This is a genomic window from Cupriavidus sp. FW216-B1 (assembly GCF_058789195.1).
In genome coordinates this window covers 47,790-69,026 of the sequence record NZ_JBYTEL010000001.1, presented here as the reverse complement: position 1 = coordinate 69,026, position 21,237 = coordinate 47,790, and the positions used below count along the sequence as shown (strand labels likewise).

Annotated in this window: 16 protein-coding genes and 2 tRNA genes; 8 read left to right on the top strand and 10 right to left on the bottom strand. The window is 71.3% G+C overall.

The window, feature by feature from the left end; genetic code table 11:
• The first annotated feature begins 86 nt into the window (after nt 1-86).
• Complete coding sequence (locus tag AC3WXD_RS00295; RefSeq protein WP_029044109.1) at nt 87-713, top strand: trimeric intracellular cation channel family protein; 627 nt, start codon at nt 87-89, stop codon at nt 711-713.
• Between the two features lie 22 nt (nt 714-735).
• Here the strand turns inward: AC3WXD_RS00295 and AC3WXD_RS00290 are convergent, their stop codons facing one another.
• On the bottom strand, nt 736-1,830 hold the full coding sequence (locus AC3WXD_RS00290; RefSeq protein WP_492322745.1) for an MBL fold metallo-hydrolase: 1,095 nt from the start codon (nt 1,828-1,830) through the stop codon (nt 736-738).
• A 245-nt stretch (nt 1,831-2,075) separates the two neighbouring features.
• On the opposite strand from AC3WXD_RS00290, the gene AC3WXD_RS00285 reads away from it, so the two are divergent.
• Nucleotides 2,076-2,492 (top strand): hypothetical protein, encoded by a 417-nt coding sequence (locus tag AC3WXD_RS00285; RefSeq protein WP_156174022.1) that lies wholly within the window; start codon nt 2,076-2,078, stop codon nt 2,490-2,492.
• 121 nt (nt 2,493-2,613) lie between these two features.
• Here AC3WXD_RS00285 and AC3WXD_RS00280 read toward each other — a convergent pair.
• The 5 genes from AC3WXD_RS00280 to AC3WXD_RS00260 all read right to left on the bottom strand — a co-directional run bounded on the left by AC3WXD_RS00280 (nt 2,614) and on the right by AC3WXD_RS00260 (nt 6,189).
• Nucleotides 2,614-2,688 (bottom strand) — tRNA-Thr (locus AC3WXD_RS00280).
• Between the two features lie 19 nt (nt 2,689-2,707).
• Nucleotides 2,708-2,783: transfer RNA gene (locus tag AC3WXD_RS00275), tRNA-Gly, on the bottom strand.
• A gap of 215 nt (nt 2,784-2,998) precedes the next feature.
• Complete coding sequence (locus AC3WXD_RS00270; protein ID WP_492322744.1) at nt 2,999-4,288, bottom strand: ATP-grasp domain-containing protein; 1,290 nt, start codon at nt 4,286-4,288, stop codon at nt 2,999-3,001.
• A 49-nt stretch (nt 4,289-4,337) separates the two neighbouring features.
• On the bottom strand, nt 4,338-5,843 hold the full coding sequence (locus AC3WXD_RS00265; RefSeq protein WP_492322743.1) for a pyridoxal phosphate-dependent decarboxylase family protein: 1,506 nt from the start codon (nt 5,841-5,843) through the stop codon (nt 4,338-4,340).
• Between the two features lie 58 nt (nt 5,844-5,901).
• Nucleotides 5,902-6,189 carry a hypothetical protein gene (locus tag AC3WXD_RS00260; protein WP_492322742.1) on the bottom strand — a complete coding sequence of 96 codons (288 nt, stop codon included), beginning with the start codon at nt 6,187-6,189 and terminating at the stop codon, nt 5,902-5,904.
• A gap of 115 nt (nt 6,190-6,304) precedes the next feature.
• On the opposite strand from AC3WXD_RS00260, the gene AC3WXD_RS00255 reads away from it, so the two are divergent.
• Together AC3WXD_RS00255 and AC3WXD_RS00250 are read left to right on the top strand one after the other, a co-directional pair.
• Complete coding sequence (locus AC3WXD_RS00255; RefSeq protein WP_492323343.1) at nt 6,305-8,011, top strand: glycosyltransferase family 39 protein; 1,707 nt, start codon at nt 6,305-6,307, stop codon at nt 8,009-8,011.
• Nucleotides 8,012-8,110: 99 nt separating this feature from the next.
• Nucleotides 8,111-8,743 carry a VTT domain-containing protein gene (locus AC3WXD_RS00250; RefSeq protein ID WP_454732949.1) on the top strand — a complete coding sequence of 211 codons (633 nt, stop codon included), beginning with the start codon at nt 8,111-8,113 and terminating at the stop codon, nt 8,741-8,743.
• A 25-nt stretch (nt 8,744-8,768) separates the two neighbouring features.
• Here the strand turns inward: AC3WXD_RS00250 and AC3WXD_RS00245 are convergent, their stop codons facing one another.
• The 3 genes from AC3WXD_RS00245 to AC3WXD_RS00235 are packed head-to-tail and all read right to left on the bottom strand — an operon-like array spanning nt 8,769 to nt 14,769.
• Nucleotides 8,769-10,238, bottom strand: coding sequence for an efflux transporter outer membrane subunit (locus AC3WXD_RS00245; protein ID WP_492322741.1), 1,470 nt, complete (start codon nt 10,236-10,238; stop codon nt 8,769-8,771).
• 8 nt (nt 10,239-10,246) lie between these two features.
• Nucleotides 10,247-11,503 (bottom strand): efflux RND transporter periplasmic adaptor subunit, encoded by a 1,257-nt coding sequence (locus AC3WXD_RS00240; RefSeq protein WP_492322740.1) that lies wholly within the window; start codon nt 11,501-11,503, stop codon nt 10,247-10,249.
• Nucleotides 11,500-14,769, bottom strand: coding sequence for an efflux RND transporter permease subunit (locus AC3WXD_RS00235; protein WP_492322739.1), 3,270 nt, complete (start codon nt 14,767-14,769; stop codon nt 11,500-11,502). Before AC3WXD_RS00235 ends, AC3WXD_RS00240 begins: the two co-directional genes overlap by 4 nt.
• Nucleotides 14,770-14,962: 193 nt before the next feature.
• On the opposite strand from AC3WXD_RS00235, the gene AC3WXD_RS00230 reads away from it, so the two are divergent.
• Together AC3WXD_RS00230 and AC3WXD_RS00225 are read left to right on the top strand one after the other, a co-directional pair.
• Nucleotides 14,963-15,637 (top strand): heavy metal response regulator transcription factor, encoded by a 675-nt coding sequence (locus AC3WXD_RS00230; RefSeq protein WP_020204896.1) that lies wholly within the window; start codon nt 14,963-14,965, stop codon nt 15,635-15,637.
• Entirely contained in the window at nt 15,637-17,055 is a 1,419-nt protein-coding gene (locus AC3WXD_RS00225; protein ID WP_020204895.1) for a heavy metal sensor histidine kinase, read from the top strand. The genes AC3WXD_RS00230 and AC3WXD_RS00225 overlap by 1 nt, the downstream gene beginning before the upstream one ends.
• Before the next feature lie 152 nt (nt 17,056-17,207).
• On the opposite strand, the gene AC3WXD_RS00220 is transcribed toward AC3WXD_RS00225, so the two are convergent.
• Nucleotides 17,208-18,611 (bottom strand): aminotransferase-like domain-containing protein, encoded by a 1,404-nt coding sequence (locus AC3WXD_RS00220; RefSeq protein ID WP_020204894.1) that lies wholly within the window; start codon nt 18,609-18,611, stop codon nt 17,208-17,210.
• Between the two features lie 401 nt (nt 18,612-19,012).
• Between AC3WXD_RS00220 and AC3WXD_RS00215 the strand changes: the two genes are divergently transcribed.
• Nucleotides 19,013-20,260: an acetylornithine/succinyldiaminopimelate transaminase gene (locus tag AC3WXD_RS00215; RefSeq protein ID WP_059415268.1), complete on the top strand. Its 1,248-nt coding sequence runs from the start codon at nt 19,013-19,015 to the stop codon at nt 20,258-20,260.
• 1 nt (nt 20,261) lies between these two features.
• Complete coding sequence (dapA, locus tag AC3WXD_RS00210; protein ID WP_492322738.1) at nt 20,262-21,188, top strand: 4-hydroxy-tetrahydrodipicolinate synthase; 927 nt, start codon at nt 20,262-20,264, stop codon at nt 21,186-21,188.
• The last annotated feature ends 49 nt before the right edge of the window (nt 21,189-21,237 follow it).

The window sequence follows — 21,237 nt, the reverse complement described above, 5'->3', positions numbered from 1 at the left end:
GTACTCCCCCCCCCCCCCCCCCCCCCCCCTCCCCCCCCCCCCCCCGGCCAGTATGCTCTGGGCGCAAACTTAGCCAAACGCCCTCAATGAGAACAAAAGCCGAAGTCGTCGTACTGGCAGCCGACCTGGCCGGGACTGCCGTATTTGCGCTGGAAGGCGCCATCACCGGAATGCAGCACGGACTGGACCTGCTCGGCGTGATGGTGGTGTCGCTGATCACCGCGGTGGGCGGCGGCATCATCCGCGACCTGCTGATCGGCGCGGCCCCGCCCAACGCGATCCGCGACTGGCGCTATCCGGCGCTGGCCATGCTGACCGGAGCGGCGGCCTTCGTCTTCCATTCCGCCGCGCGCGATTTCGCCGGCATGCTGCCGACGATGCTGGACGCGGCCGGCCTGTCGCTGTTCGCCGTGGCCGGCGCGCAAAAGGCCCGCCTGTACGGCGTGCGCCCGTTCATCGCCACCCTGATGGGCGCCGTCACCGGCGTAGGCGGCGGCGTGGTGCGCGACATGCTGCTGGCGCGGGTGCCCGTGGTGCTGCACGCGGACATCTACGCCACCGCGGCCTGGCTCGGCGCGACGGTGGCGGTGAGCACGCGCGCGCTCGGCCTGCCGCCGGTGGCGGCCGCGGTGGCCGGCGGCGGAGCCTGCTTCGTGCTGCGGCTGCTGGCGGTCTGGAACGACTGGCACCTGCCCACGGCGCCGGTCTGGTAGCGGCGGGCCGCGTCAGGCGGCGTCAGGCGGCGCGATACCAGGCGATGCCGTCGTCGTCCGTCTCCATGACGGCTTCGCCCCGGTGCAGCAGGTAGTTCAGGTGCGCGATGCTCTCGCCGGTGGCCATGCCCAGCAGCCCCGGCTCGGCGCCGATGGGCCGCGAGAACAGCTCGCCGAACACATCCACCGCCCGCTTCGGCGCGCCCAGCGCCTGGCGCAGCCGGTCCAGCGCCGCGTGCTGGCTGCGCTCCAGGTGGCCGATGCGCGCATGCAGGCCGCGGAACGGCTCGTTGTGGGCCGGCAGCACCAGCACGTCGTCCGGCACCTCGCGCCGCAGCTTGGCCAGCGAGGCCAGCCAGTCGCCCATCGGGTCGGCATCGGGCTCGGTCGGGAACACCGACACGTTGGACGAGATGCGCGGCAGGATCTGGTCGCCGCTGATGAGGATCTTCAGCGCCTCGCTGTAGAAGCAGGCATGCTCCGGCGAATGGCCGTTGCCTACCACCACGCGCCATTGATGCGCGCCGATCTGCAGCAGCTCGCCGTCGCGCAGGCGGCGGTAGCTGTCCGGCAGCGCGTGCACGAACTTGCCGAAGCCGCCGAAGCGCGCGCGGTAGGCCTCGATGGCGTTGTCGTCCCAGCCCGCACGGCGGTAGAAGCGCACGCCGTCTTCCGGCGCCTCGCGCCCGGTGTCCGCGGCCAGCACGCGGCAGTTCAGGTATTCCAGCCGCGTCATCCACAGCCGGCAGCCGAACTTGCGGGTCAGCCAGCCGGCCATGCCGATATGGTCCGGGTGCATGTGGGTGACGAACAGCCGGGTCAGCCCGTCGGCCAGCGCGCCGCCGCCGGCGAACAGATCGCGCCAGGCGGTGGTGGTCTCGCTGGTCTGCAGGCCCGCGTCGAAAGCCGCCCAGCCGCCGCCGTCGCGCACCGCCCACAGGTTGATGTGGCTCAGCGCGAACGGCATCGGCATGCGGAGCCACAGCAGGCCCGGCACGATCTCGCGCACGGTGCCAGGCGCGGGCGCGTCGCCGCAGGGGTATTCGAGGACGGGCCTGCCGTCCGCCGGGGCGGAGGGCGCGGGGCTGGCCGGGGCGGCGGTTTTCTCGCTGCTCATCTTGTCTGGCTCCTTGGATGCCGCGGGCGGTCCGGCACCGGGGCCGCCGCGCTTGTGAGGTGGATCGATTCTACCGAGGTCCGGCGGTTCGCATCGGCCGACGCCGGCCGCGCCCCCCGGGTTGTGTGCGGTAGCCGCCTGGACCGGCCGCACCATCCGCCTGACCGCCCCCCAGACCACGCGATCCCCGGGCCGGCCGCCCGCGCGGACGCCATCGCGCAAGGCGAGGTAAAGTAATGGCCATCATGAGACATCCGCTATTCGCGGCGCTGCTGGCCACCATGCCGGCACTGGGCAGCGCCGCCTCGTTCGACTCCCTGCTGGCCTGCGGCGAATCCGCCCACCAGTTCATCGCCGGCCTGCAGCAGCAGCGCCTGATCGAGACCAGCCCCATGCGAGTGGAAGACAACTCGGTCAACGCCTTCTGGCCCAAGAGCGACGCCGGCATGACCGTGCTCGGCCGCAGCGTGTTCGCCGTGTTCGGCTACCAGCCCGGCGACGCGCTGTTCAAGGCCGGCAAGGGCACGCCGCTGGACAAGCCGCTCCACGGCGTCGCCGTGGTCGGCAGCACCGAAGCCATCACCAAGACGCTGGCCACCTCGGGCAGCAAGGCGCGGGCCGAGCACGCGGCGCCGTTCATCACCGCGATCATCTGCGATTGACGGGGTCTTCCGGGAAGTGCTGACAAGGAGCTGCCCGGCGACGGGCCGGGCGAATGCCACAGCAACGGGCACGTGCGCCGCATCATGCGGCGGCAGGCGATGGGAAAAACCGAAGGGGAAGTGGTGCCCATGGGCAGGATCGAACTGCCGACCTCTCCCTTACCAAGGGAGTGCTCTACCACTGAGCCACATGGGCGATGTTGCTGCTGTCGTGCTGGAGCGGGAGACGAGTCTCGAACTCGCGACCTCAACCTTGGCAAGGTTGCGCTCTACCAACTGAGCTACTCCCGCGTCTTTGACACCCGGCCGGGCCGCGGACCAACGGGCCGCGGATCGACTGTCCGCGGGCCTCGGCGACTTGAGTCCCAGGCGCGAAGGAGCGCGGAGTATAGCAGAAAACCCCGCCATTGCGAGCGGGATTTCCGCGCGCTCCGTGTCCTCTGTCTGCATCTTCCAGGAGGCATCGGCAACAAGCCCGATCCCGCTGCCCGCGCCGAGGAATAGGCCTACCGTGCCGGCGCGCCGCCCGGTATGGACTCGCGCGCATCGTCGCCCGCGCCACGCGCCCTCTGCGAATCCGTGGCCGCATTCAGCAACAGCGTGCGGAAGGCGGCGAATACCTTGCGCATCTGCGGCTGCTTGTAGGGAAACACGTCGGCGGGATCGAGGTCGTGCACGACCATGCAGGTGTCGGCCTCGAATATCAGCAGGTCGCCGCCGGGCGTCTCGGCGCAATCCAGCCCGAAGTAGTCCAGCCCCAGGCAGGCCTGGATGCGCTCCAGCGCATCGCGGTGGCGAACCGCGAACGTCTCGTCGAACCGCTGCATGATGTCGGCTTCTTCGGCGCGCTTGTCGGCGCTGTCGGTCATGCCGGCGTTCAGGTAGTGGATCATCCAGTGATCCGAGATGCCGACGTGGCACACATAGGTGCGTCCCTCCAGCATCACCACGCGATATTTGCGGAACAGCCCGTCGGCATTGCGATAGTCGACGAAGCAGGAGATATAGAATTCCTCGTCGTCGTGCGCCGACAGGTAGGCGGCCAGCGCCGCCGGCGTATCGAGCTTGGCCAGGTCCCGCCCCGCATGCGAATCGAGTGGCCTGACCAGGATGGGAAAGCCGCCGGCGCCGAGATGCGCTGCGACCTCGGCTTCGCCGCGCGCAATCGCGCCGAGCACGTCTCGCGGCGCCCGCCGCGTCGGCGGCATGCTGACGCCCGGCAGCGGCGACAATAGCTGCGCGGCGCGGTCGCGCGACAACTGCAGCACGCGCTCGGGGGCGTTGAGCACGGGCCGCGGCCAGCCGGCCAGCGCTTCCCGCAGGGCGTCCAGCAGCGCCCGGGTCCGGTCGGATTCGCCCGCCGCGACGATCAGCACGTCATGGTCGGGCAAGGCGTCCGGCAAGGGCTGGTCGGGGGGCAGGTAGAGCATGTCGAGCGCGATGTCGGAGCCATGCAGCAGGCATTCCAGCGGCGCATTGGCCATCAGGTCGCCGGGCACCATCAGCGCCAGCAAGCGCAGCCGCGGCCTGACGCCGGGCGCGGCCGGCGCCTGGAAAAGCCGGCGGACCTGCAGCGCCTCGGCCTGCATCGCCATTGCCAGCGGGCGCTTGCCGGTCATCTGCAGGATCAGCGACAGGTCCATCAGCGCATAGGCGTCCGACGGGTTCGCGGCCAGATGTTCGATCAGCTGCTCGGCCAGCGGCCGGAGGTCTTCGCCCTGGTGGGCCATGCGCAGCAGTTCGCGCAGGCCGACGAAGGCATGCGCGGTGGGCGCGGCGGACGTGGTTCTTGTCATGGTGAAGCCTGGGTTGGGCGAGCCTGCCGCACGGGCGGCGCGCAATGGGTCAGACGATGCCGCCGTCGGATTGAAGAGACGCGCCGGAGGCAAGCACCGCCCGCAGCAAGGCGTCGATGTCCTGCTCGCGCGTGCGATGGTTGAACAGCGCGACACGGATGGCGGCCTGCCCGCCAAGCACCGTGGCGGAGGGCGCGGCAATGCCGGACTCCTGCACCGCCACCACCAGCGCGCGATTGAGGGCATCGACGCGGCCGGCATCGACGCGGCCGTCGCCGTGGCCGACATAGCGGAAGCAGACGATGTTGAGCGCGACCGGCGCCAGCAGCTCCAGCGCCGGATTGCCGCCGATGCGCGCGGCCAGCACGCGGGCCAGCGTGCAGCTGGCGGCGATCATCTCGCCCAGGCGCTGGGTCCCGTGGACCTTGATGGTGAACCAGGTCTTCAGCGCGCGAAAGCCGCGCGACAGGTCCGGCCCGAAGTCGCTCGGCCACGGCGAGCCGGCGGCCAGCCCCCGCCCGGCACGGCTCAGGTAGGTGCCGTGCTGCGTGGAGAAGGTGTCCAGGTGCAATTGCCGGTCCCGCACCAGGACGAAGCCCGCGTCGTAGGGCACCTGCAGCCATTTGTGGAAATCGAAGGCGATCGAGTCCGCCTGCGCGATGCCGTCCAGGCGCGGGGCCAGTTCGGGGGACAGCATGGCCAGCGCGCCGAACGCGCCGTCGACGTGGAAGTGCAGCCGCTCGCCCGCGGCGATGCGCGCGAGCCCGGCCAGGTCGTCGATGGCCCCGGTATCCACCGTGCCGGCGGTGCCCACCACCAGGAAAGGCTGGAAGCCGCGGGCACGGTCCTGGGCGATGCGCGCGCGCAGTTCGTCGAGCCGCATGCGGCCCTGCGCGTCGACGGCAATCGGGCGCAGTTGCTCGCGCCCCAGTCCCGCCAGGTCCATTGCCTGGGCGATGCAGCCATGCGCCAGCGTCGAGGCATAGGCCACCGGCACGGCCCGCATGCGCGCCGTGCCTTGCGCGCGCACCGCCGTGCCGAGCGCGCGCGTGCGCGCCACCAGCACGCCGATCATGTTGGCCATCGAGGAGCCGGTCAGGAACAGGCCGCTGGCATCCTGCGGGAAATCGAACAATTCGATCACCCAGCGCAGCACCTGGCGTTCCACCTCGATGGGGATATGGTCGCGCCCGCCCAGGTTGGCATTGAGCCCGCCCGCCAGCATTTCGGCCAGCATGCCGGCCACCGTGCCGCCGCCGTGCACCCAGCCCATGAAACCGGGATGCGCATTGCCCACGGTGTAGGGCAGGATGTCCCGCATGAAATCATCGTGCACGACTTCGAGCGAACTCGGCCGCCCTGGCAGCGCTTCGGTGAAGCGCTGCCGGACCGCCGGCGGAGCCGGCTGCCAGACCGGCCGCTCGCGGATGGTCTGCAGATAGTCGAACATGTCGTCGAGCATCCTGTGGCCCTGGCGCCGGCAGGCCGCCCAGTCCTCCGGGTCGAGTCCGCCGGCTGCCGCTGCAGCCTCACCGCTGGATTCCGGTGCGCGCATGAATATTGCCTCAGGAGGATGCTGGTGATCGATGCGGGGCATGCTAGCAGCCGCATACTTAAGGCTGCATTAAGAACAGGCCCTTCACCGCGGCGCAGATGCCGCTTCGCCGTTGCCTTGCCGGCCTTAATTCTTTCTTAAGGGAACCCGCGCTAGGCTGGTGCCAGTCGGACCAACCTGCGATCCCATGCAGCGTGCCGCCGCCGACTGGCATGTCGCCGGCAAGGCGATCGATCACGCACCGGAAGCGCTGCGCGCCGGCACGCCGAACGCGGCCGGCTGCAGGAAGGCGGTCGCGGAACGGATCGGCACCTTCGACCGCCTCGGCCGCCGGCAGCAGCTTCACGCCGGCCCATGCTCAACCATCACGAACGCCCATGCCTTCCACTGGACGACGGACCTGCCCGACCTGCGCTCCGCGGATCATGTCGATGGCGCTCCGCAACCGAACCGCGGGTTTCATGCAGCGGCTGACCGCGCGCAGCTACGGCGACGTGCCTGTCGCCGTGCTGCTGCCGGTCTGCCTGCTGGTGCTGCTGCTGTGGTTCGGCACGCTGGACCTGAGGCACCTGCTCAGTTCCGACGAAGGCCGCTACGCCGAGATCTCGCGCGAGATGTTCGCCAGCGGCGACTGGGTCACGATCCGCTACAACGCGCTCAAGTATTTCGAGAAGCCGCCCTTCCACATGTGGATGACGGCGCTCGCCTATGGCGCCTTCGGCGTGGGCGACTGGCAGGCGCGGCTGTGCGTGGCGCTGTCCGGCATGGCCGGGCTGCTCGTTTCCGCGCTGGCCGCGGCGCGCTGGTACGGCGCCCGCGCCGGCGTGCTGACGGCGCTGGTTCTCGTCGCCGCGCCGATGTGGAGCGTGGCCTCGCACTTCAACTCGCTCGACATGACGCTGTCCGGCGCGATGGCCTGCGTGCTGGCGTTCATGCTGCTGGCCCAGCACCCGGCCGCCACCCCGGCCGCGCGCCGCCATTGGATGTGGGCGTGCTGGGTGGCAATGGGCGTGGCGATCCTGACCAAGGGCCTGGTGGGCATCGCCCTGCCGGGGCTGGTGCTGGTGATCTACACGCTGATCGCGCGCGACTTTGGCCTGTGGAAGCGGCTGCATCTGGCCAGCGGCATCGCGCTGATGCTGATCGTCACGGTGCCGTGGTTCTGGCTGGTGTCGGAGCGCAACCCCGAATTCCTCCATTTCTTCTTCATCCACGAGCACTGGCAGCGCTACACCTCCACGGTGCACTCGCGCAAGGGCCCGCTCTGGTATTTCGTGCCGCTGCTGGTGGCCGGCTTCATCCCCTGGCTGGGACTGCTGCCGCGCATGTGGAACGTGATGCGCGACGACGTGGCCATCGCGCGCGCCACCGGCACCCGGCCGTTCCAGCCGGCGCTGCTGCTGGCGGTGTGGGCCATCGCCATCTTCGTGTTCTTCAGCCTGTCGGGCTCCAAGCTGCCGGGCTACATCGTGCCGGTCTTCCCCGCGCTGGGCATGCTCGCCGGCGTGGCGCTGCTGCGGATCCAGGAGCAGGCGTGGCAGCGCTATCTCAAGGCCATGCTCGTGGTGATGGCGCTCGGGCTGCTGGCCAGCCCGGTGGTGGCCACGCTGCATTCCAACCATACGCCCAACGCCGACTATCGCGTCTACGCGGTATGGATCGCGATCGCCTTCGCGGTGATGCTGGCCGGTGTCTGGCTGGCCTGCCGGCTGCTGGCCACGCGCGGCCTGATGGCCAGTGTCGCGGTCTATGCGCTGACGCTGTTCACGGGTTTCACCGGGGCGCTGCTCGGACACGAATCGATCGGCGGGCCGGCCTCCGGCGCGGGCATGGTGCCGGCCATCAAGGCGGTACTCAAGGACGACATGCCGCTGTATGGCGTGCGCATGCTGGACCATACGCTGCCGTTCTATCTGAGGCATCCGCTGGTGATGGTGGCCAGCGCCGACGAGCTGGATTTCGGCACGCAGCAGGAACCGCGGAAATGGATCCCCACGCTGGATGCGTTCGCGGCCCGCTGGCAGGCGGGGCCGCCCGCGCTGGCGGTGATGTCGGCGGACACCTACCTCCTGCTGGCCAGCCGGGGCGTGAAGATGACGGTGGTCGCGGACGACGCGCGCCGCATGGTGGTGGCGAATTTCCCGGCGCGGGCGGCAACCGAACGCTGACGAATGACCGAGGCATGACCGCTTGCCACCCGCCTGCATCCTTCCCCGACGCAAGACCGCGCGCCCACATATCCGCTTACCCACATCGAGAATCCCCCCATGCTTGCCACCGGAGCGCTAAGCTGGCTGACCAGCGACCAGCAGATCATGTCGATGCTGGCCCAGAACTGGGTCACGGGCCTGATGATCGTCGCCGCCATCATCTTCCTGGAAACCGGCATCGTGATCCTGCCGTTCCTGCCCGGCGATTCGCTGCTGTTCGCCACCGGCGCCTTTCTCGGCGTCAATGACCTGTCGCCGCTGCCGGCCATCGCGCTGATCTGCACGGCGGCGGTGCTGGGCGACGGCGTCAACTACCTGATCGGCCGCTCCGCCCTGGGGCAGCGCCTGCTGCGCGCGGGCTGGGTCAAGCCCCGGCACATCGAGAAGACGCGCGCCTATTTCGACCGCTACGGCGGCTCGACCATCACGATAGCCCGCTTCGTGCCCATCGTGCGCAGCGTGGCGCCTTTCCTGGCCGGGCTGAGCGGCATGTGCCCGCGCCGCTTCACCGCGTTCAACGTGCTCGGCGCGGTGGTGTGGGGCACCGGGCTGCTGCTGGCCGGCTTCTGGCTCGGCGGCATCGAATGGGTCCGCGCGCACATGAGCTGGATGACCCTTGCCATCATCGCCGTCTCGCTGCTGCCGGTGCTGCTGCAGGTCAGGCGGAGCACGGCCCGGGTCCGGCGCTGAGGCACCGGTGCCCGGATGCCCCGGGCTACTTCACCGCGTCGGCGCGGTGCCAGCCGCCGCCCAGCGCCTTCACCAGCATCACGCTGGCGATCAGCTGCCGCCGGCGCACGGCCTCGGCCGCGCGGTCGCTCGCCAGCGCCGTGCTCTCCAGCACGCTGACGTCCAGGTAGGCGACCGCGCCCTTGCGGTAGCGGTCCAGCCCCAGCGCCAGCGCGCGGGCCGAGGCGTCCGCCGCGGCCTGCTGGCTGTCCGCTTCTTCCGCCAGCGCCGAGAGCGCGGCAAAGTTGTCCTCCACTTCCTGAAGCGCGCGCAGCACGGTGTCGCGGTAGTCGGCCGCGCTGGCATCGAACTGCGCCAGCGCGCTGTCGGCCAGCGCGCGGCGGCGGCCGCCGTCGAACAGGGTGGCAGCCAGCGCCGGGCCGATCGCCCAGAAACGGCTCGGCGCGGTCAGCCAGCCGGCCAGGCTGGAACTGTCCAGGCCGCCGCCCACGGCCAGCATCAGGCTGGGGAAGAAGGCCGCGCGCGCCACGCCGATCTGCGCGTTGGCGGCGGCCACGCGCCGCTCCGCCGCGGCCACGTCGGGGCGCCGTTCCAGCAACTGCGAAGGCAGCGCGGCGGGCAGCGGCGGCAGCACGGACAACGCCGCGTCGTCGGGCTGCGCGGCCAGCGAGAACGCGGGCGGCGGCAAGCCGACCAGGGTGGCGATGGCGTGCTCCAGTTGCGCGCGATTCAGGCGCACGTCCGCGAGTTGCGCCCTGGCGTTTTCCAGTTGCGCGCGCGCCTGCGCCACCTCGCCTTCGGTGGCGATACCGCCGCTGTAGCGGTTGCCCACCAGCGCCAGCACGGTGGCATAGGATTCGACGGTGCGCCTGAGCAGGCCCAGTTCGCGGTCGGCCGAGCGCAGGCCGAAGTAGTCGGCCGCCAGTTCGGCCTGCAGGCCCAGGCGCACCGCGGCGACGTCGTCGGCGCTGGCCTGGGCGCGCGCGTCGGCGGCATCCGCGCCGTTGCCGATGCGGCCGAACAGGTCCGGCTCCCACGACGCGGTCAGGCCGAGCGCGTAGTCCGGGACGGTCTTGCCGGCCAGCGAGCGGCCCACCAGGTTGGCGGAGGTGTGATTGCTGGTGGCGCCGGCGCCGGCGCCCACCACCGGGAAATACGCGGCATGCGCGGCGCGCGCCTGGGCGCGGGCATCCCGCAGCAGGGCCGCGGCCTTGCGCAGCGACTGGCTGGACACGTCGACGCGCGCTTCGAGCGCCTCGAGCTGCGGGTCGCGGTAGACGTGCCACCAGTCCCGCGCGATGCCGGGCGGACCGCCCGGCGTCGCGGCGCTGGCGCCGGCCTCCTTGTAGGCGGACGGCAGGTCCAGGGCGGGCGGCTGGTAGTCCGGCGCGGCGGCGCAGCCGGCCAGCAGCACGGGCAACAACGCGGGCAGCAGCGCGGCCGCGCGGGCCAGCGCGCGCAGGCCGCGGCGGATCGGGAGAACGGGAGCGTGCATGCCGGTCCTCATCGCGGCAAGCCGGACACGCTGCCCGGCGCGGCGCCCGGCCCCGCGGCGGGCGCCGGAGGCGGCGCGACCGCGGCGATGACGCTGACCTTCGCGCCCGCAGCGAGGCCGTCGCCGGGATTCATCACCACCGCCTCGTCGCCGCGCAGCCCGGCCACGATCTCCACCCGCGCGCCGAAATCGCGGCCGATGGCCACCTTGCGCAGCGCCACGCGGCCATCGGCGCCGACCACCGCCACGCACGTGCCGTCCGGGCGGAACATCAGGGTCTCGGCCGGCAGGCTCAGGCCGGGGCTGTCCTGCGGCGCGCGCAGGTGGACCTCGGCATAGGCGCCCGGCAGGATGACGCCTCCGGCGTTGTCCACCTCGAGTTCCACGCGCAGGGTGCGCGTGACGGTGTCGATGGCGCCGGCATTGCGCGTCACCCGGGCCTCGAAACGCCGCCCCGGCGACTGCGGCAGCGTCAGCCACGCCTGGACCTGCGGGCCGATCATGCCGCTCGCGTCCTGCGGCACCTGCACGTAGACGCGCAGCCGCGCGCCGGCGGACAGGTGGAACAGTTCCCGCCCGCCGCCCGCGCTGCCATTGCCGCCGCCCGCGTCCACCAGCGCGCCGGTGTCGACGTTGCGCGCGGTGACGACGCCGTCGAACGGCGCGCGAATCTGCGTGTAGGACGCAAGCTGCGCCAGCCGCGAGGTATTGGCGCGCGCCGAGGCCAGCGTGGCGGCCTTGGCCTGCATGTCGGCAACCTTCTGCTCGGTGTCCTGCTGCGCCACCGAGCGCGACGCCAGCAGGTCCTGCCAGCGCTGCGCCGTGCTCCTGGCCAGCGCGTAGTTGGCGGCCGCGGTCGCTTCGTCGGCGCGGGCCTGGCGCAACTGGTCGCTGACCTCGGGCGCGTCGATTTCCGCGAGCAGCTGGCCTTGCGTGACCTTGCTGCCGATGTCGGCGTACCAGCGCCGCAGGTAGCCGCTGACGCGGGCGAAGACCGGCGCATCCTGGAAGGCGCGCACGTCGCCCGGCAGGGTCAGTTCGTCGGCGCCGTCGGCGCGGCGCGGCTGCACGGTGGCGACCGGCGTCGACGCAGCGGCGGCGGCCTGGGCGCCGAGCGCGGCGCGGGCCTGCAGCCGGGGCAGGATGCCGGCGGCCAGCGCCGCGCCCAGCAGCGCCAGGGCCAGCAGGCCGGCGCGCAGGCGCCGCCCGCGCCGGGCGGAGGACGCCGGCAGCGGCGCGGGATCGGATTGTGGTTTGGGGGTCATGACTGGCCTTTCTGGTCGAATTTCAGGGCGGAGGGCGCGGCGGCGGACGCGGGGGAAGACCCGCTGGCCGCGCGGCGCGCGAGCCATTGATGCAGCAGCCCGAACAGGGTCGGCACCAGCACCAGCGTCGCCACCGTGCCGAATGCCAGGCCGCCGATCACCGCGCGGCCGAGGGGCGCGTTCTGCGCGCCGGCGTCGCCGGTGCCCAGCGCCATCGGGATCATGCCGATCAGCATCGCCAGCGCCGTCATCACGACCGGGCGGAAGCGCCCGATGCCGGCCTGCAGCGCGGCCTCGAAGGGCGCCATGCCGGCGGCGCGCAGTTCGCGGGCGAGGCTGATCACCAGGATGCTGTTGGCGGTGGCGATGCCGATGCACATGATGGCGCCGGTCAGCGCCGGCACGCTGACCGTGGTCTGGCTGACGAACAGCATCCAGGCCATGCCGGCCAGCGCGCCCGGCAGGCCGCCGATGATCGCCAGCGGGTCCAGCCACGACTGGAAGTTCACCACCATCAGCAGGTAGACCAGCACCACGGCGATGGCCAGCCCGCCGAGCAGGCCCGAGAACGAGTCGCGCATGGTCTGCACCTGCCCGCGCACCACGAGCTCGGACCCCGCCGGCAGCTCGCCGCGCGCGGCGTCGACGATGCGGTGGATGTCGCCGGCCACCGCGCCCAGGTCGCGCCCGCGCACCGCGCCGAAGATGTCGATCACGGGCTGCACGTTGTAGTGCGACACCACGCCCTGCTGGGCGGTGCGCTCGATGCTGCCGAGCGAGCCGAGCAGGTCGCCGCCACCGCCGCCAGGAAAGCCGGCGCCCAGGCCGAGCGGGATGTTCGACAGCGCCTGCAGCGAGCCCATCGCGTGCTGCGGCACCGACACCATCAGCGGGTAGCTGACGCCGTTGCGCGGATTGAGCCAGAAGTTGGGCGAGGTCTGGCCGCTGCCGGACAGCGAGATCAGCAGGTTCTGCGCCACGTCGCGCTGCGACAGGCCGGCCTGCAGCGCGCGCGTGCGGTCCACGTTCACGGTCAGCGCGGGCTGGTCGTCGGGCTGCTGGATATGGACGTCCACCAGGCCCGGCACCGCGCGCAACTGCCCGGCGAGCTTGCGCGCCAGCGCGCGATTGGCGTCGAGCCGGTTCCCCACCACCTGGATGTCGATCGGGGCCGGCAGGCCGAAGTTGAGGATCTGGCTGATGATGTCGGCCGGCAGGAAGGAGAAGCTCACGCCCGGGAACGCCTGCGGCAGCAGCTTGCCGAGCTGGTCCACGTAACCGGCGCCGGGCGCGTGGCCGGGCTTGAGCGACACCAGGATCTCCGCGTCGCCGGTGCCGATGGGCAGCGCCGAATCGTAGGTCAGGTTGATGCCGCTGACCGGCAGGCCGATGTTGTCGACGATGCCGGCCACGTTGCCCGCGCCGATCACCTCGCGGATGCGGCTCTCCACGGCGTCGGCGATGCGCGCCGTTTCCTCTATGCGGGTGCCGGTGCGCGCGCGCATGTGCAGGCGGATCTCGCCGCTGTCCACGCTGGGGAAGAAGTCCTGGCCCAGGAACGGCACCAGCGTCATGGACAGCGCGCAGCACGCCAGGAAACCGGCGGCGAAGCGCCCGGGACGGCGCAGCACCGCGCCCAGCAACGCGGCGTAGCGCGCGCGCAGCCCCTCGAATGCCTGCTCGAAGCGCGCCTGCATCCCGGCGCAGGCGCGGCGCACGCCGGCGAGGCGGGCGGCGAAGCGGGCGGCAAGGCGACCGGCGGGGCGCGCCGCCTCCCGCGCGCCCTCCTCGCCGCGCATCAGGTAGTGCGCCAGCGTGGGAATCAGCGTGCGCGACAGGAAATACGAGGCGGCCATCGCGAACACCACGGCTTCGGCCATCGGCACGAACAGGTAGCGCGCCACGCCGGACAGCAGGAACATCGGCAGGAACACGATGCAGATCGACAGCGTGGACACCAGCGTGGGAACCGCGATCTGGGCCGAGCCCTCCAGGATGGCCTGTTCCAGCGGCTTGCCCAGCTCGCGGTGGTGGGTGATGTTCTCGATGGCCACGGTGGCGTCGTCGACCAGCACGCCCACCGCCAGCGCCAGGCCGCCGAGCGTCATGATGTTGATGGTCTCGCCGAGCGCGGACAGCGCCATCAGCGAAGCCAGCACCGAGAGCGGGATCGAGATGGCGATGATCAGCGTGGCGCGCCAGCTGCCCAGGAACAGCAGGATCATCAGCGCCGTCAGGCAGGCCGCCACCAGGGCTTCGTGCAGCACCCCCTGCACGGCGCCGGTGACGAACACGGACTGGTCGGACACCGGCTGCACGCGCAGCGCGGCCGGCAGGCCCGCCATCATGCGGGGCAGCATCGCCTTGACCTGCGCGATGATCGCCAGCGTGGAGGTGTTGCCGCTCTTCTCGATCTCCAGCAGCGCCGAGCGCTTGCCGTCGCGGCGCACCACGTTGGTCTGCGGCGCGTAGCCGTCGCGCACCTGCGCGACGTCGCGCACGTAGACCACGCCGTCCGGGCCGCTCCTGACCGGCAGGTCGTTGAGGCCGGCCACGGTAGCCGTGCTGCCGTTCAGGTCCACGCGGTATTCGAGCGCGCCGACCTTCGCGGTGCCGCCGGGCAGCACCAGGTTCTGCGCGTTGACCGCGTTGACCACGTCCAGCGCGGTCAGGCCGCGCGCCTGCAGCGCGCGGGCGTCGAGGTCCACCATCACCTGGCGCACCTTGCCGCCGTAGGGAAGCGGCACCGAGGCGCCCTGCACGGTGGCGAGCTGGGTGCGGATGAAGTTGTTGCCGAGGTCGTAGAGCTGCTGCTCGGGCAGCGAGTCGCTGCCCAGCGCCAGCCGCAGGATCGGCACGGTCGAGGCGCTGTAGCTCAGGATCAGCGGCGGCGTGGTGCCCGGCGGCATGCTGCGCAGCATCGACTGCGCGCCCGAGGACGTCTGCGCGATCGCGCGGTTGATGTCGGCGCCAGGGTGGAAGAACACCTTGATCACGGCCACCCCGGCGAGCGACTGCGACTCGATGTGCTCGATGTCGTCGACGCTGTTGGTCAGCGAGCGCTCGTAGCCCGTCACGATGCGCCGCGACATGTCCTCGGCGGACAGCCCGTTGTAGTTCCACACGATGCTCACCACCGGAATGTCGATGGCCGGGAAGATGTCGGTCGGCGTGCGCATCAAGACCAGCGGGCCGGCCAGCAGCAGGCACAGCGCCAGCACCACGAAGGTGTAGGGGCGGCTCAACGCGAGCCTTACTATCCACATGGCAGGATTCCTGAATCGATTGGAGCACGATGCCCATGCGCGGAAATCGCGCGATGGGCCGGATTCTAGGGAGCCGATGGGCATGCAAACGCTATCAGTTCGATTACGGATTTGTCATGTGGGGCGGGTTGCCGGGCCGGTATCATGCGAGCCATCAACCGAGGACGCTGCGCGAGCAGGAGGGACGGCGATCATGAAGATACTGGTGGTGGAGGACGAGCCCAAGACGGGGGAATACCTGCGCAAGGGGCTGGCCGAATCGGGCTTCGTGGTGGACCTGGCCGTGACCGGCGCCGACGGCCTGCACCAGGGCATGGAGGGCGAATACGACCTGATGATCCTCGACGTGATGCTGCCCGGCATGAACGGCCTGGAAGTGCTGCGCCAACTGCGCGAGCGCAAGGACACGCCGGTGCTGATCCTGACCGCGCGGGACGAGGTGGAAGACCGCGTGCGCGGGCTGGAGCTGGGCGGCGACGACTATCTCACCAAGCCCTTCGCCTTCGTCGAGCTGCTGGCGCGGGTGCGCACGCTGCTGCGCCGCGGGCCCATCCGCGAGGCCGAGCGCATCGAGGTCGACGACCTCGTGATCGACCTGATCCGCCATCGCGTGATGCGCGCCGGGCGCCGCATCGACCTGACCCAGCGCGAGTTCTCGCTGCTGCATTTCCTGGCGCGGCGCGCGGGCGAGGTATTGAGCCGCACCCAGATCGCCTCGCACGTGTGGGACATGAACTTCGACAGCGACACCAACGTGGTCGACGTGGCCGTGCGCCGGCTGCGCGCCAAGATGGACGACGAGTTCCAGCGCAAGCTGATCCACACCGTGCGCGGCATGGGCTACGTGCTGGAAAGCCGGGGCGGCTGATGCGCAGGATCTCGCTGACCGCGCGGCTGGCGCTGGCCTTCGGCGTGGCTGCGCTGCTGGTGCTGGGCGGCGTGGGCGCCTACCTGTACCGCGCGCTGGCCACCCAGGTGATCGAGCGCGACGACGCCGAGCTGCTGCGCAAGGCCGCGCGCGTGCGCGACGAGCTGGCCGACTCCGGCGCCGCGGGCGCCGAGTACTGGCGCGATGTCGGCGGCGTGGTGTCCGGCAACGAGGAATTCGCGCTGCTCGTGCGCGCGCCCGACGGCGCCCTGCTGCTCGCGGCCAACGCCACCCGGGACGCCGTTCCCGAGGTCGCGCCGCTGGCGCTCGCGGCCGCCATCGGCCCCGGCGCCATCCACGCATGGAGCACGCCCGCCGGCTATCCGGTGCGCGGCGTCACCGCGCTGGCCCGCGCCGGCAACGCGCGGGAGCCGCTGCGCTTCACCCTCTACCAGACCGCCGTGGGGCGCGTGACGCTGTTGCGCGCCTACCGCGACAAGGTGCTGGCCGCCACCGTGCTCGGCGCGCTGATCGCCGCTTGCCTGGGCTACCTGCTGCTGCGCATCGGCATGGCGCCGCTGCGCAGGATCGCCGCCGGCGCCTCGGCCGTGACCGTGACCCGCCTGCAATTGCCGCTCGATCCCGCCCGGTTGCCGCCCGAGCTGGAAGAACTGGCGTCCGCCCTGCAGCAGATGATGCAGCGGCTGCACGAAGGCTTCGAGCGGCTCTCGCAGTTCTCCGCCGACCTCGCGCACGACTTCCGCACGCCGATCGGCAATCTGCTGGGCCAGACCCAGGTGGCGCTTGGCGCCGAGCGCAGCGCCGACGAATACCAGGCGCTGCTGGCCTCGAACATCGAGGAGTACGAGCGCCTTGCCCGCATGATCGAGAACATGCTGTTCATCGCGCGCGCCGAGAATGCGCGCGTGGCGGTGAACCCGGTGACGCTGGACCTGGCGCGCGAGCTGCACGGATTGTCGGACTACTTCGAGGGGCTGGCCGAGACCGGCGGCGTGACCATCGCCGTGGCCGGCTCGGGCAGCGTATTGGCCGACCCGCTGCTGCTGCGGCGCGCCGTCAGCAACCTGGTGGCCAACGCCATCCGCTACACCCCGGCCGGGCAGACCATCACCATGCGCGGCGCGCAGACCGCCGCGGGCGCCAGCATCGAGGTCAGCAATCCGGGGCCCGGCATCGCCCCCGAGCACATGCCGAAGCTGTTCGACCGCTTCTTCCGCGGCGACGCGGCGCGCGCCAACTCGGGAGAGTCGTCGGGGGTCGGGCTGGCCATCGTCAGGTCGATCATGGACCTGCACCACGGCACGGTGGAGGTGGAGTCCGAAGTCGGGGGCGTGACGGTGTTCCGGCTGCGGTTTCCGGCGGGCGACGACACGGCCAGGACCCGCGGGAGCGCGTGAAGGCAGCCGGGCACGCCGATGCCTGAAGCCCGCGCGGCGAGCGATCGAGCCGATCCCGGCGCAGCCACGCTCGCGCGGCAGGAGGCATCCTTGCCGCCTGCCTTCCGGCATCGTGACCGGCCGAAGCCACCCCCAGCCACGCAAGACATCCGCTAGACGATAGGCCGCGCGCCGCGCCGGCGATCCTCCTGCAGCAGATTGCCGATCTGCTGCAGCGCATGGCTGAGTTCCGCCTGGCTTGCCGCGCCGCCCACGGAGATCCTCACCGCGTTGCCGGGGTCCGGCTCCGTGCTGAACGCATCCGAGCCGGCCACGGCGATGCCGCGCTGCTCCAGCGTGTCGACGAAGAGCTGCGAGTTCCACTGCGGCGGCAGGGGCAGCCAGATATGCAGCCCGGACGGATGCGCGCTGGCGGACTTCGGCAGCAGCGAGCGCGCCAGGGTCTGCCGCGCGCGCGCCTCGCGCTGGACCTCGACCAGGAGCTGCCGCGCCATGCCGGTCCGTATCCATTGCTCGGACAGCCCGAACAGCAGCGGCGAGCCGCCCATGCCGGAGGCGCGCAGATTCTCCTGCAGCGACGCGCCGTCGCCGTCCTCGGGCACCAGCACGAACGCGGTCCGCAGGCTTGGCCACAGGCATTTCGACAGCGACGCCATGTAGTACGTGCGCTGCCCGCCCGTGAACGTGGCCAGCGGCGGCGGCGCGTCGTTGAGCAGGAACCAGTACGGATCGTCCTCCATCAGCGTGATCTTCAACCTGCGCAGCACGGCGGCAACCTCCTGGCGCCGCCCCGCGGGCATGGTCCGCGTGGTGGGGTTGTGCAGGGTCGGATTCAGGTAGATGACGCCGGCGCCGGTGGCGCGATGGGCTTTCTCGATGGCATCCGGCAGGACGCCCTCGCCGTCGGAGGCCACGGCCACGACGCGCAGGTCGAGCTTGCGGGCCGCCAGCAGGAAGCCCGGGTAGGTCAGCGGGTCGCACAGCACCGTGTCGCCCCTGCGCGTGACGGACAGCAGGATGGCGAAGATCGCGGCCTGCGTCCCCGCGGACATGATCAGGTTGCCGTGCGCGAGATCGCCCAGCGCGGGCCCGAGCCATGCCTGGCCCGCCTGGATCGCCGACGAGTTGCGGCTGCCGGTGTCGTAGGCCGACAGCCGCTGGCTGCTCTGGCGCAGGAACAGTTCCTCGACGCCCGTGCGGACGAAATCGCCGAGGCTGCGCCCCGCGGGCTGGGGCGGCACGTTCATGCTGAGGTCGATCCGCACCGCGCCGGCCGCGTTGCCCGGCGTGGCGACGAACGACCCGCGGCCACCGAACGATTCGATCAGGCCGCGGTTGCGCGCCTCGGTGTAGGCCCTCGTTACCGTGGTCAGGTCGACGCCCAGCGCGGCCGCGAGCGCGCGCTGGGGCGGAACCTGGTCGCCGGGCGCGAGCTTCTCCTGCCGGACGGCCTCGCCGATGAGATCGACGATCTGCAGATAGCGGGGGCCGGCGCCCGCCACCAGCGGCCGGACCCACGCCAGCTGGTGAGACGCCTTCGACTCAAGTTCCGACATTCGCGCAGTCTCCATTGTCAAACCATACAATAAGTTCTATATTTGGCATACATTGTAAATCAAAATCCATACATAAATCAAGCGTATGGATGAAAATCGTGTCGCCCGAAGCCATGCCGCGGTCTGCGTCCGGCGGCGGCGTTGTCGTGGTGTGCGCGGACCGGGCCGGGAGGCATCGATGGCGCCGGCGATGGCACCGGCAGCGGCGTAGCGCATCGCGGGGCGGCGCATCGCGGCATGCCCGCGTCTTGGGCGGCCCCGCGTCGAAGCCGCCGAACTGGCGGCGCCCCGCCCTGCCGTGCCGGCGGACGGGATGCCCGCCCCGCCCGATTATCGCGAACTTCCGCGCGCCGGCCGCGGGCATCGAACCAGAACCTGATACGGAGCAAAGGAATCCACCAATGGCGGTTACAGTTTCACGCGACCTCTACGAGCACGTCATGGTCCCCAACTACGCGCCGGCCGCGATCATCCCGGTCGAGGGCAGGGGCGCGCGCCTGTGGGACCAGAACGGCACCGAATACATCGACTTCGCCGGCGGCATCGCCGTCAACGCGCTGGGGCATTGCCACCCGGCGCTGGTCGAGGCCCTGGCCGAACAGTCCCGGAGGCTCTGGCACGTCTCGAACATCTTCACCAACGAGCCCGCGATCCGGCTGGCGCACGCGCTCACGCAGGCCACCTTCGCCGACCGCGTCTTCTTCGCCAACTCCGGCGCCGAGGCCAACGAAGCCGCCTTCAAGCTCGCGCGGCGCCACGGCATCGGCACCGGCGGGGACGCCAGGCACGAGATCGTCGCCACGCACAACAGCTTTCACGGCCGCAGCCTGTTTACCGTGAGCGTGGCCGGGCAGCCCAAGTATTCGGACGGCTTCGGCCCGCCCATCGCGGGCATCCGGCACGTGCCGTTCAACGACATCGCGGCGCTGGAGGCCGCGGTGTCCGGGCGCACGTGCGCCGTCGTGCTAGAGCCGGTGCTCGGCGAGAGCGGCGTGCTGCCCGCCACCCACGCCTACCTGCGGCGCGCCCGCGAGTTGTGCGACGCGCATGGCGCGCTGCTGATCTTCGACGAGGTCCAGACCGGCATGGGCCGGCTGGGCACGCTGTTCGCCTATCAGCATTTCGGCGTGGTGCCGGACGTCATGACCGTGGCCAAGGCGATCGGCTGCGGCTTTCCGCTGGCCGCCATGCTCGCCACCCGCGCGGCGGCGCAGCACCTCGGCCCCGGCACGCACGGCAGCACGTTCGGCGGCAACCCGCTGGCCTGCGCGGTCGGCGAGGCTGCATTGCGCCTCATCGACCAGCCCGCGGTCCTGCGCGGCGTCGGGGAGCGGCACGCGCGCCTGGCCGGCGCGCTGGCCGCCATCGGCAGGCGCCACGCGCTGTTCGAGGCGGTGCGCGGCATAGGCCTGCTGCTGGGCTGCGTGCTGGCGCCGCCGTGGAAAGGCCGCGCGCAATACGTCGCGAGCCGCTGCCTCGAGCATGGGGTCATGGTGCTGCAGGCGGGCCCCGACGTCATCCGCCTGGCGCCGAGCCTGGTCATCGAGCGCGACGAGATCGACGATGGCCTGGCGCGCCTGGAAAGGGCCGCGGCGCAGCTCGCCGCGGAACGTCACGAACAAGAACGACTTCAATCAGAGGAGCAATGACATGGCAGGCAAAGACCTGAATATCCGCGGCAGCCTCGTCGCCCTGGTGACGCCGATGTTTCCGGACGGCGCCATCGACTGGGCGGCTTACCGCGAGCTCATCGACTGGCACATCGCGGCGCGCACCAGCGCGCTGGTCATCATGGGCTCCACGGGCGAGACCCCGACCATCGCGCCGGCCGACCACATCGCGCTCATCCGCGTGGCCGTGGCGCATGCCGCCGGCCGCATCCCGATCATCGGCGGCACCGGCGCCAACGCCACCAGCGAGGCGATCGAGCTCACCCTGGCGGCGCAGGACGCCGGCGTGGCGGCGTGCCTGTCCGTGGTGCCCTACTACAACAAGCCGACGCAGGCCGGCCTCTACGCGCATTTCCGCGCCATCGCCGAGCGCGCCGAGGTGCCGGTCATCCTGTATGACGTGCCGAGCCGGACCATCGCCAGGATGACGGTGGAGACGATCCTGGCGCTGGCCGCGATCGACGGCATCGTCGGCCTGAAGGACGCGACCGGCGACCTCGCGCGCGCCAACGAGCTGTTCCACCGGCTGCCGCCGGAATTCTCCGTGTACAGCGGCGACGATGCCACCGCCGCGGCGCTGATCCTGCTGGGCGCGCGCGGCAATATCTCGGTGACGGCCAACATCCTGCCGGTCATGATGCGCGAGCTCTGCGACGCCGCCCTCGCCGCCGACGTGCCCGCCGTGCGCCGGCTGAGCCGCCGCCTGGCCGCGATCAACCAGGCGCTGTTCGTCGAATCGAACCCGATCCCGGTCAAGTGGGCCATGCAGCGGATGGGCCTGATCCGCGAGGGCATCCGGCTCCCGCTCACGCCGTTGTCGCCCGGGCATGCCGGCAGCGTGGCGGCGGCGATGCGCGAGGCCGGCATCGTGCTGGCGGACGCGGGCGGCCCTGCCGCGCTGGCCTGAGCCATCGCGCGCCCGCGGCGCGCGCGATGCGCCGGCGCCGGCGCGTTCA